This is a genomic window from Mesorhizobium sp. WSM4871 (assembly GCF_055811295.1).
In genome coordinates this window covers 306,262-320,480 of sequence record NZ_JBVVPU010000002.1, presented here as the reverse complement: position 1 = coordinate 320,480, position 14,219 = coordinate 306,262, and the positions used below count along the sequence as shown (strand labels likewise).

Sequence of the window (14,219 nt, the reverse complement as noted above, 5' to 3'; positions counted from 1 at the left end):
GGCAGTACGCCCACCCCTAACCCCTGCCCCTTGTAGTTAGGGGTAGGGGTCCTCTTCGCAAGAATCTATTGCGATTGCCCAGCTTAGTTCCCGGAGCGCATCGCCATCGTGGCGATGCCGGCGCCGACCAGCAGTGTGCCGCCGGTTCGGTTGAAGATGCGGATCGCCCGGGGATTACGCACCACGTTGCGCGCCCTTGCCGCGACCAGCGCGTAGCCGAAGGCGTTGGCGAAGGCGAGCGCCAGGAAAGTCGCCTCGAAGATCAGCATCTGCGTCCAGAAGTCGGCATGCCGGTCGAGGAACTGCGGCAGGAAGGCGACGAAGAAGGTAATGCTCTTCGGATTGAGCGCGGTGACCAGCCAGGCATGCGCCATCATCTTGGCCGAGGACACCGCGTCGGTGCGCGGTTCGGCCCGGAGCGCGCCGCCGGCGCGAAACAGCTTGATGCCGAGATAGATCAGATAGAAGGCGCCGATCACCTTCAGCACCGTGAACACGGTGGCCGAGGCCGCCAGCAGCGCGCCGATGCCCAGCATCGACAGGGTCATCGCGGTGAAGTCGCCGAGCGCCACGCCGACCGCCATCGGCAGCGCGGTGCGCCAGCCCTGGCCAAGCGCATAAGACACGACCAGAAGGATGGTCGGGCCCGGAATGACGAGAAGGATGGCTGAGGCGGCGGCAAACGCGGCCCAGTTTTCGAAGGACATGTTTGTCTCCTTGAGCGCAAAGAAAAGGATAAATCCTTGGGCGCGTGAGGATGTAAAGAGGCAATGTCGAAAAACTGCCGCCTGCCGGTTCGGCATGTCCGGAGCTGCGACAGCAAATCAGGGGTAAGGCCGGCGACTCTTCACGCTTTTTCAACCATGATTGGTGAAAATGCCTGCTATCCGGCCGGACCGTGCTTCCCGCCGATAGCGTAGGGTTTGGGTAGATGCGTGAGTTGCCGCAAAGTCTGATGCCGCCGCACAACGGCGACGCAATCGAAACTGAAATTCAGCTTTCCCGTCGCTCGGTGTTGACCGGCGCCGGCGCCATGGCGCTGCTCGGCGTCGCCGGCTGCAGCCAGACGCTGGATCTGCCGTCGCTCCAGCTCGACGACACGGCCACCGGTTCCATCCGGCCCGTGCGCCCGAGCATCAGCGTCGACAAGAACATCACCAGCCCGGACGTCATGTATGCCGCGCTCACCGACGGCGGCTTCAACGTGCCGAAAGTGCCGTATCTCAAGGTCAAGCCGGAATTCCGCCGCCAGATCGTCGTCGATCCGACTGGCGAGGCGCCCGGCACCATCGTCGTCCATCTGGAGGAGCGGAAGCTCTATCTGGTGCAGCCCGGCGGTGACGCCATCCGCTATGGCGTCGGTATCGGCAAGGACGGCTTCCGCTGGTCCGGCCGCGCCAACATCCAGTACGGCAAGGAATGGCCGGTCTGGACCCCGCCGCCGGAAATGATCGCCCGCAAGCCGGAACTGGTGAAGTGGCAGGGCGGCCAGCCCGGCGGCCTCGAAAATCCGCTCGGCGCGCGTGCGCTCTACATCTACCAGGACGGCCGCGACACCGGCTACCGCATCCACGGCTCGCCGGAATGGTGGAGCATCGGCCAGGCGATGTCGTCGGGCTGCGTGCGCCTGATCAACCAGGACATCATCGACCTCTACAGCCGCGTATCGAAGAAGAACCCGGTCGTCGTCGTCTGATCCTGCGGCCGCCGCTGCGGCCGATCGGTTCTCCCCGTTGCGTGATCCCGCCCCGTTGCATGATCCAGCAAGACAGGCGAATGTGCCTGCGAGACCATCGATCGGGAGAAACGAAGAATGTCAGGAACGTTTGTGATCGCGCAGGGCGGCGGCCCGACCGCCGTCATCAACCAGACCATGGTTGGCGCCGCGCTCGAGATCCGCAAGCGGCATCCCGGCGCCAAGGTCCTGGGCTCGATCCACGGCGTGCGCGGCATTCGCGACGGCAACTATGCCGATCTCTCCTCCATTCCCGAAGACCGGTTGCGGCTGATCGCGGCGACGCCGAGCGCTGCCCTCGGCTCGACGCGCGACAAGCCGGACGCCGCCTATTGCGAAATCATCCTCAACGGCCTGAAGAAGGCCGGCGCCGACGCCTTCATCTATATCGGCGGCAACGACACCTCGGGCACGCAGCAGATCCTGACCGATGCGGCCGGCGGCAAGATGGCCTTCGTGCATGCGCCGAAAACCATCGACAACGATCTCGAGGAGAACGATCACACGCCCGGCTTCATCTCCGCGGCCGAGTTCGTCGCCGGCGCCTTTCTCTCCGTCGATCTCGATTTCCGCGCGCTGCCCGGCATCTATGTCGGCATCGTCATGGGCAGGCATGCCGGCTTTCTCACCGCGGCGGCGGCTGCCTGGCAGCTCGACCCCGACAGCGGCCCGCATCTCGTCTATGTGCCGGAGCGCCCATTCTCGGCCGCCGCCTTCATCGACGACGTGCGCGCCACGCTCGACCGCCACAAGCGCTGCATCGTCGCCGTCTCCGAAGGCGTCAGCACCGCCGACGGCAAGGCGCTGGTCGAAAGCCTGGTGCCGCCGGAGAAACTGGAGCGCGACGCGCATGGCAACGTCAAGCTTTCGGGCAGCGACCTGCCGGCAGCGCTCGAGCGTGCGCTGGCCGAGGGATTGCCGGGCAAGCGGGCGCGCGTCGACGCGCTCGGCTACATGCCGCGCGGCTATGTCGGCGCCATCAGTGCGGTCGACGCGCAGGAAGCCTTCGACGCCGGCGCTTTCGCCGTCAAGGTGGCGGAAGAGGGCGGTGGCTCGGTGGCGCTGCAATATGACGGCAAGAAAACCGTGCTGAAGAAAGTGCCGTTGAAGAATGTCGCCGGCAAGACGCGCCACATGCCGGACGATTTCATGAAGCCTGACGTCAACCAGCTTTCGGATGCGGGCATGGCCTATCTCAGACGGCTGGTCCCGGAAAAGTACAAGGTCGGGAAGCCGTTCGTCTGATGCCGGCTTTTTCTGATGCCGGATCTTTCTTGATGGATGACTGGTTCAGCAAGACGCAAGTCGACGCCGATACGACGATGCTCAGCGAGCCGTTCGTGCATTATTTCGTGCGCGCCAATATTTGGCATTTCAGTGGCCGCGATGCCGACCTGCTTGTCGACACCGGCATGGGAATCAGGCCGCTGGCGCCACGGATCGACACGCCTGATGGCAAGCCGCTCATCGTCGTCGCCACCCATATCCATCTCGACCATGTCGGCTCGCTGCACGAATTCCCGATGCGGGCAGGACCGAGGATGAGTGCCGCGGCGTTCGAAACCATGGATCCGGCCGTCACCTACGCCTACATGTTCCATGACCTCGAAGGCGCCGTCTCGAAATTGCCGGAGCCGGGCTGGAAAGCAGCCGATTACAGAATTCCGCCGGCGCCGCTGACACGCACCCTCGACGAGGGCGATGTGGTCGATCTCGGCGATCGGCAATTCCGCGTGCTGCATCTGCCCGGCCATTCTCCCGATTCGATCGCCCTGTTCGATGAGACGGACGGCCTGTTCTTTGCTGGCGACGCCATCTACGACGCCATGCTGATCGACGACCTGCCGGATTCCGACCGCGCCGCCTACCGCCGGACGATGCAACGGCTGCTCGACCTGCCTGTCCGCATCGGCCATGGCGGCCACGGGCCGAGCTTCGACGGCAAGCGGATGCGCGAGCTGGCGTCGGCCTATCTCAGGCGAACGGACGATCTCTAGTGGTGAAAACCTGACGCTTGGTACGGACGCGTAGGTAACCTCGTTTCAGCGTAACGGTGGCTCATGCCATTCTGAAGAACAGGGGGAGATTTTGCGGCATGGCGAAGATCGTCTTCGGAATGAACCAGTCCCTGGACGGCTATGTCGACCACCAGGAATTACCGCCGCCAGGTCCCGCGCTCTTTCGTCACTGGATAGAGCACGTGCGCCACCTGACCGGCAGTGTGTACGGTCGCCGCATGTACGAGGCCATGCGCTATTGGGACGAAGACCGTCCTGAGTGGAGTGCGGAGCGGCACGAGTTCGCGGCGGCGTGGCGGCGCCAACCGAAGTGGGTCGTGTCGCGCTCGTTGAAGTCGGTCGGCCCCAACGCCACTCTTGTCGAGGATGACATCGAGGCGGTGGTCCGTGGCCTCAAGGCCCGGCTCGTCGGGGAGATTGCAGTTTCCGGACCAGACCTGGCGCGAAGCCTTACCGACCTTGGTCTTGTCGATGAGTATAGACTCTACTTCCACCCAGTCGTGCTTGGTCGCGGCAAGCCATTCTTCGCCGGGCCCCGGCCGCCGCTCCGCCTTGTGGCCAGCGATTTGGTCGGCGAGGACGCGATTAGGTTAACGTACGTTCCTGCTTGATTGCACAACGCTCCGGACGGGCTGCGCCGACCCGTCGGGTCCGCATTGGTCGGTTCTTGTTTCCACCCGGTACGAAGTGTCAGACTTTCACCCATTAGCGCTTTCCGGATATTAAATCTTCGTAAGGTCGCCCTGAAACCCTAATTCAGGCAGATCCGAGCCCTAGATGGTGGGTTGTCGACGCGGGCCGGCTGCCATGCACGGCGAGACAGGCAATCCCGACCATCGACACGCCGACGACGATTCCTGGAGAACCGGCCGCGGCGCCAGATCAATTCTCGTCCGGACAAACGACCATGTCAGACATTCTTCGCAGACATCGCGTCGCAGCCTTGCTGGGCGCTGCGCTGATCATATCTCCCTTCGTCATCTCCTTCGCCCAAAGCGCGAGCAATACAGTGCCGACAACCCAGACACCTGTCGCCGGGATAACGGCTCCCAACGGCTCGTTCGCCCCTATCGTGGCCGCTGACAAGCCGGCGGTGGTGACCGTTACCACGGTCATGAAGGCGCAGCCGGAGACGATGAGCGACGGTTCTCCTTTCGACGGCAGATCGCCCTTCGATGAATACTTCCGCCAGTTCTTCGGGGATCAGGGGATACCTGTCCCCAGGACGCCGCCACAGCAGGCGCAGCGCGCCGAGGCGCTCGGCTCCGGCTTCATCGTCGACTCGGATGGCACCATCGTCACCAACAACCACGTGATCGACGGCGCCACCTCGATCAAGGTGACGCTCGATGACGGCACCGAACTTCCCGCCAAGCTGGTCGGCCGCGACGCCAAGAACGACCTCGCCGTCCTCAAGATCAAGGCCGACAAGCCTTTGCCAACCGTGAAATGGGGTGATTCCGACAAACTGATGACGGGCGACCAGGTGCTGGCGATAGGCAATCCATTCGGCATCGGCACCACGGTCACGTCAGGCATCGTCTCGGCGCGCGGACGCGACCTCAACAGTGGCCCGTTTGACGATTTCATCCAGATCGACGCACCGATCAACCACGGCAATTCCGGCGGTCCGCTGGTCGATGTCGCCGGCAATGTCGTCGGCATCAACACCGCGATCTATTCGCCGAATGGCGGCAGTGTCGGCGTCGGCTTCGCCATCCCGTCCGACCAGGCTGAAAAGGTCGTCGCCAAGCTGATGAAGGGCGGCTCCATTGAGTACGGCTATCTCGGCGTCCAGATCCAGCCGGTGACGCCGGATGTGGCGAGCGCGGTCGGGCTCGATCATCCCGGCGGTGCGCTGGTCTCGCAGGTCAATGACGGATCACCTGCCGCCAAGGCGGGAATCGAGACCGGCGACGTCGTTACCAGCTTCGCCGGTCACGACATAAAGGATCCCAAGGATCTGTCGCGTGCCGTCGCGGACGTTTCGCCCGGCGCCAAGGAAGAACTCGACGTCTGGCGTAAGGGCAAGAGCGTCGAGATTTCCGTCGATGTCGGGCGCAATAGCGATGATGTGAAGACTGCCTCGGCCGATGACCATGGCGGCAAGACGCCTGAGCAGGCCTTGCGCGTGAGTTCGCTCGGCCTGGGCCTGACCGACGTCACACCTGATGTTCGCGAGGAGTTGAACCTGGCAACCAACCAGCGCGGCGCATTGGTCGAGCGCGTCAATCCGGACAAGGCAGCCTCGGCCGCGGGCATCCAGCCGGGCGACGTGATCGTCGGCATAGACCAGACCCCGGTGAAAAGCGCCAGGCAGGCAAACCAGGCGATCGCGCAGGCCGGCAGGTCAGGCAAGAAATCCGTGCTGCTGCTTGTCGATCGCGGCGACGCGCAGATATTCGTTGCCGTTCCTTTCGCTGCGGGCTGAAGCGCATTGCCGCAGGGTCACGGCCAAGATTTCGGTTGCCCGTCAGAGCATCTTCGAGAAGACTGGCGCAGGTTGATTTCAACCTGCGCACATGGATTGTCTCGATGGTCACCCGCGGCTTCTCCGGGCGAAAGCCCCCCACAGATACCGACGCACGCATCCCGCCCGGGCAGTATCTCGAGCAAGGGTTCCCGGTCCTGTCGGCCGGGCCGACGCCGCGTGTGCGCACCGAGGAGTGGTCGTTCACGCTGAAACACGGACCACGGCCGATCAAGAAGTGGAACTGGGCTGAATTCAACGCCTTGCCCATGAGCAAGATGACCCGCGACATCCATTGTGTCACTGCCTGGACCAAGTTCGACACGGCCTGGCAGGGCGTGCTGGTCGACGACATTCTAGCCGATGCCGGCATCGAACCGCCGACCGCATTCACGCTGGCGCTGTCCTTCGACGGCTATACAACCAATGTACCGACCAAGGACCTCACAGCCGGCAAGGCGATGGTGGCGCTGCTTTACGAAGGCAAGCCGATCACGGCGGACCATGGCGGCCCGGCGCGGCTGCTGGTTCCGCATCTCTATTTCTGGAAATCGGCCAAATGGGTGAACGGGCTGCAGTTCACCGGGCGCGACGAACCCGGCTTCTGGGAATTGCGCGGCTACCACATCTATGGCGACCCGTGGCGCGAGCAGCGCTACACGGGCGACCCATGAGCGAGGCAGCGGCGACACAGTCGCCCTGGCAGACAGTCACCATCACCCGTATCGAAAAGCGCACGCCGCGCGTCGCCAGCTTTTTCCTGCAGCCATCGCGGCCCTTCGCCTATCGCGCCGGGCAGCATGTCGACGTCAGGCTGACGGCGCCGGACGGTTATCAGGCGCGCCGTTCCTACTCCATCGCCTCGGCGCCGGAAGCCGGCGAGACGATCGAGCTGGCGATCGAAAGGCTCGACGACGGTGAAGTCTCGCCGTTCTTCCACGAGGTGGCGGCGGTCGGCGACGAGGTCGAGTTGCGCGGACCGCTGGGCGGGCACTTCGTCTGGTCCGACAGCGACGGCGGGCCGCTCCTCCTGGTCGGTGGCGGGTCGGGCGTGGTGCCGCTGATGGCGATGATCCGCCATCGCGCCGCGCGCAGATCATTGGTGCCTGCGGCGCTGGTATTTTCCGCGCGGGTCTGGGATGAGGTCATCTTTCGCGACGAGCTGATCGGCCTCAACGACCGCCAGGATGGCTTCGATCTGGTGCTGACGCTGACGCGCGAGCCAGCCCGGCGTCCACAGGATCATGCACGGCGGGTCGACGTCCAGATGATGGCGCAAACGATGGAGCGGTTGCCCGAACCGCCGGGGCTGGTCTTCGTCTGCGGTTCGAACGCCTTCGTGTCCGCTGCCGCCCAGGCGTTGATCGATGCCGGCGTTCCGGCAGGCCTCATCCGCACCGAACGCTACGGCGTTTGAGGACGATGGAAGCGCTACCGCAGGTCTTTACCGGGAGCTTGCCTGCTCGCCCTCGGCAAAGGTCTCCTTCATCGCCCGCAGGATGATGACGGCCGAGGCCGCGCCCGGATCCATGTGGCCAAGCGATCGTTCTCCCAGCCTGGCCGCCCTGCCGCGCGCGGCGACCATCGACCGTGTCGAATTCGCCCCGGCTTCGGCGGCCTCCAATATGGCGTTCCACATTTCCGGGCCTCCGGCAGCGCGGGCACGCGCGTTGACCGCCGCTTCCGTCGCGGGGACCCAGGCATCGAGCATCGTCTTGTCGCCGCGCTGGCCCTTGCCGCGCTCCTTGATGCCGGTCGTCATCGCCTCGACGATGGTCGCCTGGTCGGCGGGTGACAGGCATTCATCCTTTTTGAGCGCTTGCGCCGCCCTGCGGAACGCGGTCGCATAGAGCGGCCCCGTCGACGCGCCGACGGCATCGAGGAAGGCTGACGCGGCGACCGCGAAAACCTCCGACGGCAGCGTGTCGTCGAGGTTGAGCTTGGCCAGTTCGGCATTCACCGCCATGAAGCCGAGCGACATGGTGATGCCATGGTCGGCGTCGCCAATGGCGCCGTCCAGGTCCGAGAGGTGGTCCTTTCCCGCCTCGATCGCAATGGATATGCGATAGAACATCCTGCTCAGGCGTCGCGCCGCATTGTCCGACATGGTGTTCCTCCCAATTCCAGCAGGATGCAGCCCCGTCTTTGCGGGACGCCCGTCTTTTGTCCTCAGCCGATCCGCAGGACGGCCGTATCGCAGGGATGATGCAACAGTTCCGTCAGCTCGGTGTCGAGATGCAAGACCGATATGGATGCCCCGACCATGTCGAGCGAGGTACAGTAATGCCCCACCCAGTTCGCCTCTATCTTGATGTCCTTGGCGCTCAGCCGCTGCTCGACACGCCTGAACAGAATGTAAAGTTCCATCAGTGGCGTCGCACCAAATGAATTGACCAGCACCGCAACGCGATCTCCCGGCGCCGCCTTCATCTCAGAGAAGATGTGGTCCATCACCCGGTCGGTGATCTCGTCGGCGGTCATCATCTTGTCGCGGATGACGCCGCGTTCGCCGTGGATGCCCATGCCGATTTCGATATCGTCGGGGCCGATCTCGAAGTTCTGGCGGCGGGTCTGCGGCATCGAGCAAGGCTCCAGCGCGACGCCCATGGTGAATGTTCGTGCATTGGCCTTGCGGGTCACGGTCTCGCAGGCATCGAGCGACAATCCGCGGTCGCAAGCGGCCCCGGCAATCTTGAACATGAACAAGTTGCCGGCAACGCCGCGCCGGCCTTCCCTGTCCTCGAGCGGGGACGAGGCGATATCGTCCGTCGTCACCACCGTGCGAACCTCGATATCGTGTTCCGCCGCCATTTCGGCCGCCATGTCGAAATTCATCACGTCGCCGGCATAATTGCCGTAGACGAAGAGCACGCCTTGCCCGCCCGACGCGGCATTGGCGCACTGAAAGATCGTGCCGGGAGGCGGTGACGAAAAGATGTTGCCGACGGCAACGGCGTCGGCCAGTCCTTTGCCAACATAGCCGAGAAAGCACGGCTCGTGGCCGGTGCCGCCGCCGATCACAAGCCCGACCTTCCCCGGCTTCGGTCCGGTGCGGGCGACGAGGGCGCGATGCGATCCCTTGATCGGCCTGATATAGGCGGCATGGGCCTTGACCACGCCGTCGAGCATCTCCTCGACAACGTCGTTGGGGTCATTGAGGAACTTCTTGATATGGGTGCGGAAGTTGCTGGGCAGGGCCGCGCGGTGGTCGACCTTCGGGCGTTGCGAGAGCTTCTGGTCAAGCTCGGTCACGCCGTCGGCATTGAGGATGCCGCGGCCGGTTGCTGCGTCGGTGATGAGCACATTGACATAGCCGCCGCGCAGCGCGGCAAGGATCGCCGGCACCTTGTCGAAACCGCCGGCGACGGCGATGCGCAGGCCGGTGGCCCTGAGCATCTCGAGCGAGATGCCGATGGTCCGGTCGTCGAGCGGGCCGGCCACCGGCTTGCCCTGCCCATCGATGAAGCGGCCGGCGACGACGCCCACCGCGTTCCTGGCCAGATATTGCTGCAGCGAAACCGATTCAAAGAAGCCGCTGGTGTGGATCGTCGAATTCGGCCGCAGCGACGAGATGCCGAACAGCGCCTTGTTGGCTTTGGCGAGCCCATCGAACTGGCTTTCGATCAGCGTCTCGCGCAGCAGCATGTCGCGAACCTCGGCCGTGGAAACGACCGCCGGCGCCGTGATGTTGACCAGCCTTGCACTGATCGCGCCGGCCATGGCCGATGCGCAGAGTTCCGGCGTATAGGCAAAGTTGGCGGCGGTTCCGCCGGTGGCCTGCACGACGGTGACGTCCTGAAGGCCGGGCACCGAGGCCTGCTCCGCGATCGCCAGCACCGTTCGCCCCCAGGCGACGGCAAGCGTGTCTCCGGATTTCAGTAGCTTGGCAAGCGCCTGCGCCGCCGCTCCGCCAAGGCGATCGATCAGCGGCCGCGTATTGTCGTCGCTCGGCACGACGAGACAGTCATGCAGGCCGAAATGCCGTTTGAGCTCCTGCGCGATCGACAGCGAACTCAGCCGTGACGGCTCGAGCGAGATGTTGACGATGCCACGGGCGCGGGCATCGGCCAGATAACTGTTCACCGTCGCCCGCGAGATGCCCATGATCTCGGCGATGTCGCCTTGCGTCATGTGATCTTCATAGTAGAGCCAGCAGGCCCAGACATAGGGGTCGTCGCCATAGCGCAGCGGAATGGGTTCGGTGCCGGCCTCGGCCCGCGCTGTTCCATTCTTCCGCGCCGATAATGTCTTGACCGTCATGCTGCCCGGTTTCCCCGAATCCAAGATCGATCGCCAAGATGAGCGCAAATGGAAGAAGTCTCAATCTTGGTTGGATTCCATCCTATTGCTTGAGCATGATCTTTTCCGAAAACCGGTCTCCACTTTTTGCTCCGCTGACCTTCGGTTCGGGATCATGCTCCAACGCGCTCCCGGCTGGAAGGTCAGCCGGGAGCCTTTGCTCGGGAGGAGCATATCTCATAAATTCAGCGACCGGCGGTCGCCGATCTCAGCAGTTTCTGCTTGGCGCCAAGCGCCAGGGCTTTCAGGATCAGCGCACAGGATGTGGCGCCGGCGTCGAGAACGCCGACCGAGCGTTCGCCGAGACGGCTGGCCCGGCCGATCTTCGCCACGAGATCCCTGGTGCTGTCGCGGCCTTCCTCAGCCGCAACGACAAGCGCGTCCAGGGCTTCCGGGAACGGTTTGCCGTCGGCATTGGCTGCGTCGAAGGCCTCGATGGCCGGAACGAGCGTGTCGAGCAGCGTCTTGTCGCCGACCTTGGCCGAGCCGATCGACTGGATGCCGTCGAGACCGTTGCTGAGCATGGCGCTGAATGTCCGGGCGTCAATGGCGGCGGATTTCTCGATCGTTTCGGCGAATTGCGTGAACATGACGCCATAGAGCGGACCCATCGAGCCGCCGATCTCGGTCATCAGCACGGTGCCCAGCGTGTCGAAGGCCTCGGCCAGCGACATGTCGTTGCCGCGGATCCTGTCCGCCGCCATGCCAAAACCCTTGGCCATGTTGACGCCGTGGTCGCCGTCGCCGATCTTGCCGTCGATCTCGCTCAGATACGCCCGGTTTTCGATGATCCGGTCGGCGATCGAAAGCACGATGTCGCCAGCCGAAGCGTTTTCAAACTGCTGCATTCGCCTGTTTCCTAAAGCCTTGCCGGACAATCGACAGCCACATCCAGCAGCCGTTTCAGTTCGGTGTCGAGCGCCATGACCGTGAGCGTGGCGCCGACCATTTCCAGCGACGTGAAATAGTTGCCGATATAGGTCTTGTGGATGGTCAAGCCGCGTCCGGCGATCTCCTGTTCGAACGTGTCGTTGAGGATGTAGAGCTCGTTGACCGGCGTGGCGCCGAGGCCGGACACCAGCACCGCAACTTCGGTTCCCGCCGCCAGATCGTGGTCATCGAGAACGATCTTGACCATGTCCCGCGCGATCTCGGCGGCGGGCTTCAACGGCTCGACCCGCACCCCAGGTTCGCCGTGATGACCGATGCCGACCTCCATCGTGCCCGGCTCGATCAGGAAATTGGGATGCCCGACCGCCGGCAGCGTGCAGGGGCCGAGGCCGACGCCGATCGAACGGCAATTGTCGATAGCCTTTTGCGCCACCGCCTGCACGGCCTCGAGGTTGGCGCCTTCCGCGGCCAGGGCGCCGGCGCATTTCCACATGAAAATCTCGCCGGCGACGCCCCGGCGCTTTTCGCGTTCTTCCGGTCCCGCCGAGCACACATCGTCGTTGGCCACGACGGTTGCGATCTCGATTCCTTCCTTGGCCGCGAGCTTGATGGCCATTTTCACGTTCATGTTGTCGCCGGCATAATTGCCGTAGAGGCAGACGACGCCCTTGCCGCCATTGGCCTCCCGGGCGGCGTCAAGGAAGCTCTTTGCCGTCGGCGACGAGAAAAGCTCGCCGACCGCGACCGCGTCCAGCATGTTGCGGCCGGTGTAGCCGATGAAGGCCGGTTCGTGGCCGGAGCCGCCGCCGGTGATCACGCCGACCTTGCCGTCGACCGGCGCATGGCGGGCGGCGATGACGCGGGGATTGCTGGCGAGCCTGACGAGATCGGCATGCGCCTTGACGAAGCCCTTGACCGTATCCTCGACGACCTCGTCGGGATTGTTGATGAACCGCTGCATTGTTGCTCCAATCCTGCGCCTGTCAGACAATGGTGTAGCCGCCATCGACCAGAAGGTCGGCGCCGTTGATCATGTCGGCGCCATTCGATGCCAGGAACACCGCCGCGGCGGCGATCTCCTGCGGGAAGGCAAAGCGGCCGGTCGGAATGCGCTGCTTCAGCGCCTCGCCGCGCGGGTTGTCCCAGGCCTTCCGGCCGAGGTCGGTCAGCACCACGGTTGGCGAAATCGTGTTGACCGTGATGCCGTGCTTGCCCCATTCAGCGGCAAGCGTCTTGGACAGGCCGATGACGCCGAATTTCGAGGCGCAATAGGCGACGTGCTGGTCGATCGCGACCGTGCCTGCCTGCGAGGCCATGTTGATGATCTTGCCGCCCTTGCCGGCTTTGATCATGGCGCGTCCGGCGGCCTGCGAGACCAGGAACGTTCCCTTGAGATTGATGTCGATCGTCTTGTCCCAGGCATCGAGGCTGAGCTCCTCGGCCGGAGCGAGAGCGACGATGCCGGCGCTGTTGACGACGATGTCGATATGGCCGAAGGCCGCTAGCGCCGTCGCGAAGACGGCGTCCACGGATCGCGGATCGGACACGTCGCAGACGAAGGATTTCGCGCCGTTGCCGAGTTCGTCGGCCTTCGCCTCGGCAACCGATTCATTGATATCGATCACCCCGACAGTAGCGCCCTTCGTGGCGAATGCCGAGGCAATGGCGCTGCCGATGCCGGAGGCGCCGCCGGTGACCAGGGCGACCTTGCCGCCCAGCGAAAAATTGAGATCAACCTGGATTGAATCAGTCATGGCTCTCTTCTCTGTTGGAACGTGGGGTGCGCCGTGAGAGCCCACCCCACGACCGGACTACTTGCGCGTCGCCAGAAGCTGGTCGACGTTTTCCGCCGTCACCGGCGTCCACGGCACATTGTAGATCTTCTCCTTGCCGTCTTTCCACGGCATGTCCTTGTAGGTTGCCCAGATGTCGGACTGCGGCTTGTAGTCCCCCTTCTTGGCAGCGAAGATGGCAAGGTCGAGCGCACCTTGAGCCTGCGCGCGAGCGTCCTGCAGGATCGACGTCATCTCACCGGCCTTGACCGCGTGAAGCGCATCGGTGATGCCGTCGATGCCGGCAATGGTGAAGCTCTTCAGGTCGAGGCCGGCGGCCTTGATCGCCTCGATGGCGCCGAGGGCCATTTCGTCGTTCTGGCCGATCACGCCGTTGATCTGGTTCGGGTGGGCGGTGAGCCAGTTTTCCATCAGCGTCTGGGCTTCGGCGCGCGACCAGTTTGCGGTCTGGTCCTCGAGGATCTTGACATCCGGGCACTCGGCAAGCGCCTTCTTGTTGCCTTCGAGGCGGGAGATTTGCGCAGACTGGCCGATCGGCCCTTCGAGGATGACCACATTGCCCTTGCAGCCGATCTTGTCGAGCACGGTCTTGGCTTCCATGTAGCCCGAGATCGTGTCGTCGGATCCGACATAGGAGGTCAGCAGATCGGAATTGACGCGGGTGTTCGAGCCGATGACCGGAATGCCGGCGTCGACGGCCGTCTGCACCGCCGCGGCGCCGGCGTCGACGTCGATCGGAGCGAAGATGATGGCGCTGTATTTCTGCGTCGCCATCGTCTTGAACTGGTCCTGCTGGACCAGGGCGTCATAGCGGCCGTCGAACACCGTCAGTTCGACTTCACCGCTCTTGACGGCCGGGTGCTCCTGGAGCGCGGCCGCCCAGATCTGCATGAACTCGGCGTTCAACCCGTAAGGCGCCGCGCCGATCTTGATCTTCTCCTGCGCCATGGCCGACGAGGCCAGCAGAGCGGTCGCGGATGCGAGCGCAATCATCAGTCTTTTCATTGTTACCT

14 protein-coding genes are annotated in these 14,219 nt (G+C 63.9%); 7 read left to right on the top strand and 7 right to left on the bottom strand.

What is annotated here, in order from left to right; genetic code table 11:
* Positions 1 to 83: 83 nt before the first annotated feature.
* Positions 84 to 707, bottom strand: coding sequence for a LysE family translocator (locus tag AC0L2H_RS04900; RefSeq protein WP_473589149.1), 624 nt, complete (start codon positions 705 to 707; stop codon positions 84 to 86).
* Between the two features lie 224 nt (positions 708 to 931).
* Between AC0L2H_RS04900 and AC0L2H_RS04895 the strand changes: the two genes are divergently transcribed.
* From AC0L2H_RS04895 to AC0L2H_RS04865, 7 genes are all read left to right on the top strand, one after another.
* Positions 932 to 1,696 (top strand): L,D-transpeptidase, encoded by a 765-nt coding sequence (locus tag AC0L2H_RS04895; protein ID WP_473589148.1) that lies wholly within the window; start codon positions 932 to 934, stop codon positions 1,694 to 1,696.
* 117 nt (positions 1,697 to 1,813) lie between these two features.
* The gene (locus AC0L2H_RS04890; RefSeq protein WP_473589147.1) at positions 1,814 to 2,980 is read left to right on the top strand and encodes a diphosphate--fructose-6-phosphate 1-phosphotransferase; all 1,167 of its coding nucleotides are present in this window, start codon (positions 1,814 to 1,816) and stop codon (positions 2,978 to 2,980) included.
* A gap of 32 nt (positions 2,981 to 3,012) precedes the next feature.
* Positions 3,013 to 3,732 carry an MBL fold metallo-hydrolase gene (locus AC0L2H_RS04885; RefSeq protein ID WP_473589146.1) on the top strand — a complete coding sequence of 240 codons (720 nt, stop codon included), beginning with the start codon at positions 3,013 to 3,015 and terminating at the stop codon, positions 3,730 to 3,732.
* 98 nt (positions 3,733 to 3,830) lie between these two features.
* Positions 3,831 to 4,364, top strand: a complete 534-nt coding sequence (locus tag AC0L2H_RS04880; protein WP_473589145.1) for a dihydrofolate reductase family protein — start codon at positions 3,831 to 3,833, stop codon at positions 4,362 to 4,364.
* A gap of 296 nt (positions 4,365 to 4,660) precedes the next feature.
* A complete protein-coding gene (locus AC0L2H_RS04875) occupies positions 4,661 to 6,184 on the top strand; it encodes a DegQ family serine endoprotease (protein WP_473589144.1) in 1,524 nt (507 codons plus the stop codon).
* Between the two features lie 104 nt (positions 6,185 to 6,288).
* Positions 6,289 to 6,897, top strand: a complete 609-nt coding sequence (locus tag AC0L2H_RS04870; protein WP_473589143.1) for a molybdopterin-dependent oxidoreductase — start codon at positions 6,289 to 6,291, stop codon at positions 6,895 to 6,897.
* Positions 6,894 to 7,640, top strand: a complete 747-nt coding sequence (locus tag AC0L2H_RS04865; RefSeq protein WP_473589142.1) for an FAD-binding oxidoreductase — start codon at positions 6,894 to 6,896, stop codon at positions 7,638 to 7,640. The genes AC0L2H_RS04870 and AC0L2H_RS04865 overlap by 4 nt, the downstream gene beginning before the upstream one ends.
* 27 nt (positions 7,641 to 7,667) lie before the next feature.
* Here AC0L2H_RS04865 and dhaL (AC0L2H_RS04860) read toward each other — a convergent pair whose 3' ends face one another.
* From dhaL (AC0L2H_RS04860) to AC0L2H_RS04835, 6 genes are all read right to left on the bottom strand, one after another.
* Positions 7,668 to 8,330, bottom strand: a complete 663-nt coding sequence (gene dhaL / locus AC0L2H_RS04860) for a dihydroxyacetone kinase subunit DhaL (RefSeq protein WP_473589141.1) — start codon at positions 8,328 to 8,330, stop codon at positions 7,668 to 7,670.
* A 62-nt stretch (positions 8,331 to 8,392) separates the two neighbouring features.
* Positions 8,393 to 10,483, bottom strand: coding sequence for a bifunctional sugar-binding transcriptional regulator/dihydroxyacetone kinase subunit DhaK (locus AC0L2H_RS04855; protein ID WP_473589140.1), 2,091 nt, complete (start codon positions 10,481 to 10,483; stop codon positions 8,393 to 8,395).
* 224 nt (positions 10,484 to 10,707) lie between these two features.
* A complete protein-coding gene (gene dhaL / locus AC0L2H_RS04850; protein WP_473589139.1) occupies positions 10,708 to 11,370 on the bottom strand; it encodes a dihydroxyacetone kinase subunit DhaL in 663 nt (220 codons plus the stop codon).
* Positions 11,371 to 11,381: 11 nt separating this feature from the next.
* Complete coding sequence (locus tag AC0L2H_RS04845) at positions 11,382 to 12,374, bottom strand: dihydroxyacetone kinase subunit DhaK (protein WP_473589138.1); 993 nt, start codon at positions 12,372 to 12,374, stop codon at positions 11,382 to 11,384.
* 22 nt (positions 12,375 to 12,396) lie between these two features.
* Complete coding sequence (locus AC0L2H_RS04840; RefSeq protein WP_473589137.1) at positions 12,397 to 13,167, bottom strand: SDR family oxidoreductase; 771 nt, start codon at positions 13,165 to 13,167, stop codon at positions 12,397 to 12,399.
* Positions 13,168 to 13,224: 57 nt separating this feature from the next.
* Complete coding sequence (locus AC0L2H_RS04835) at positions 13,225 to 14,211, bottom strand: substrate-binding domain-containing protein (RefSeq protein ID WP_473589136.1); 987 nt, start codon at positions 14,209 to 14,211, stop codon at positions 13,225 to 13,227.
* Positions 14,212 to 14,219 lie beyond the last annotated feature (8 nt).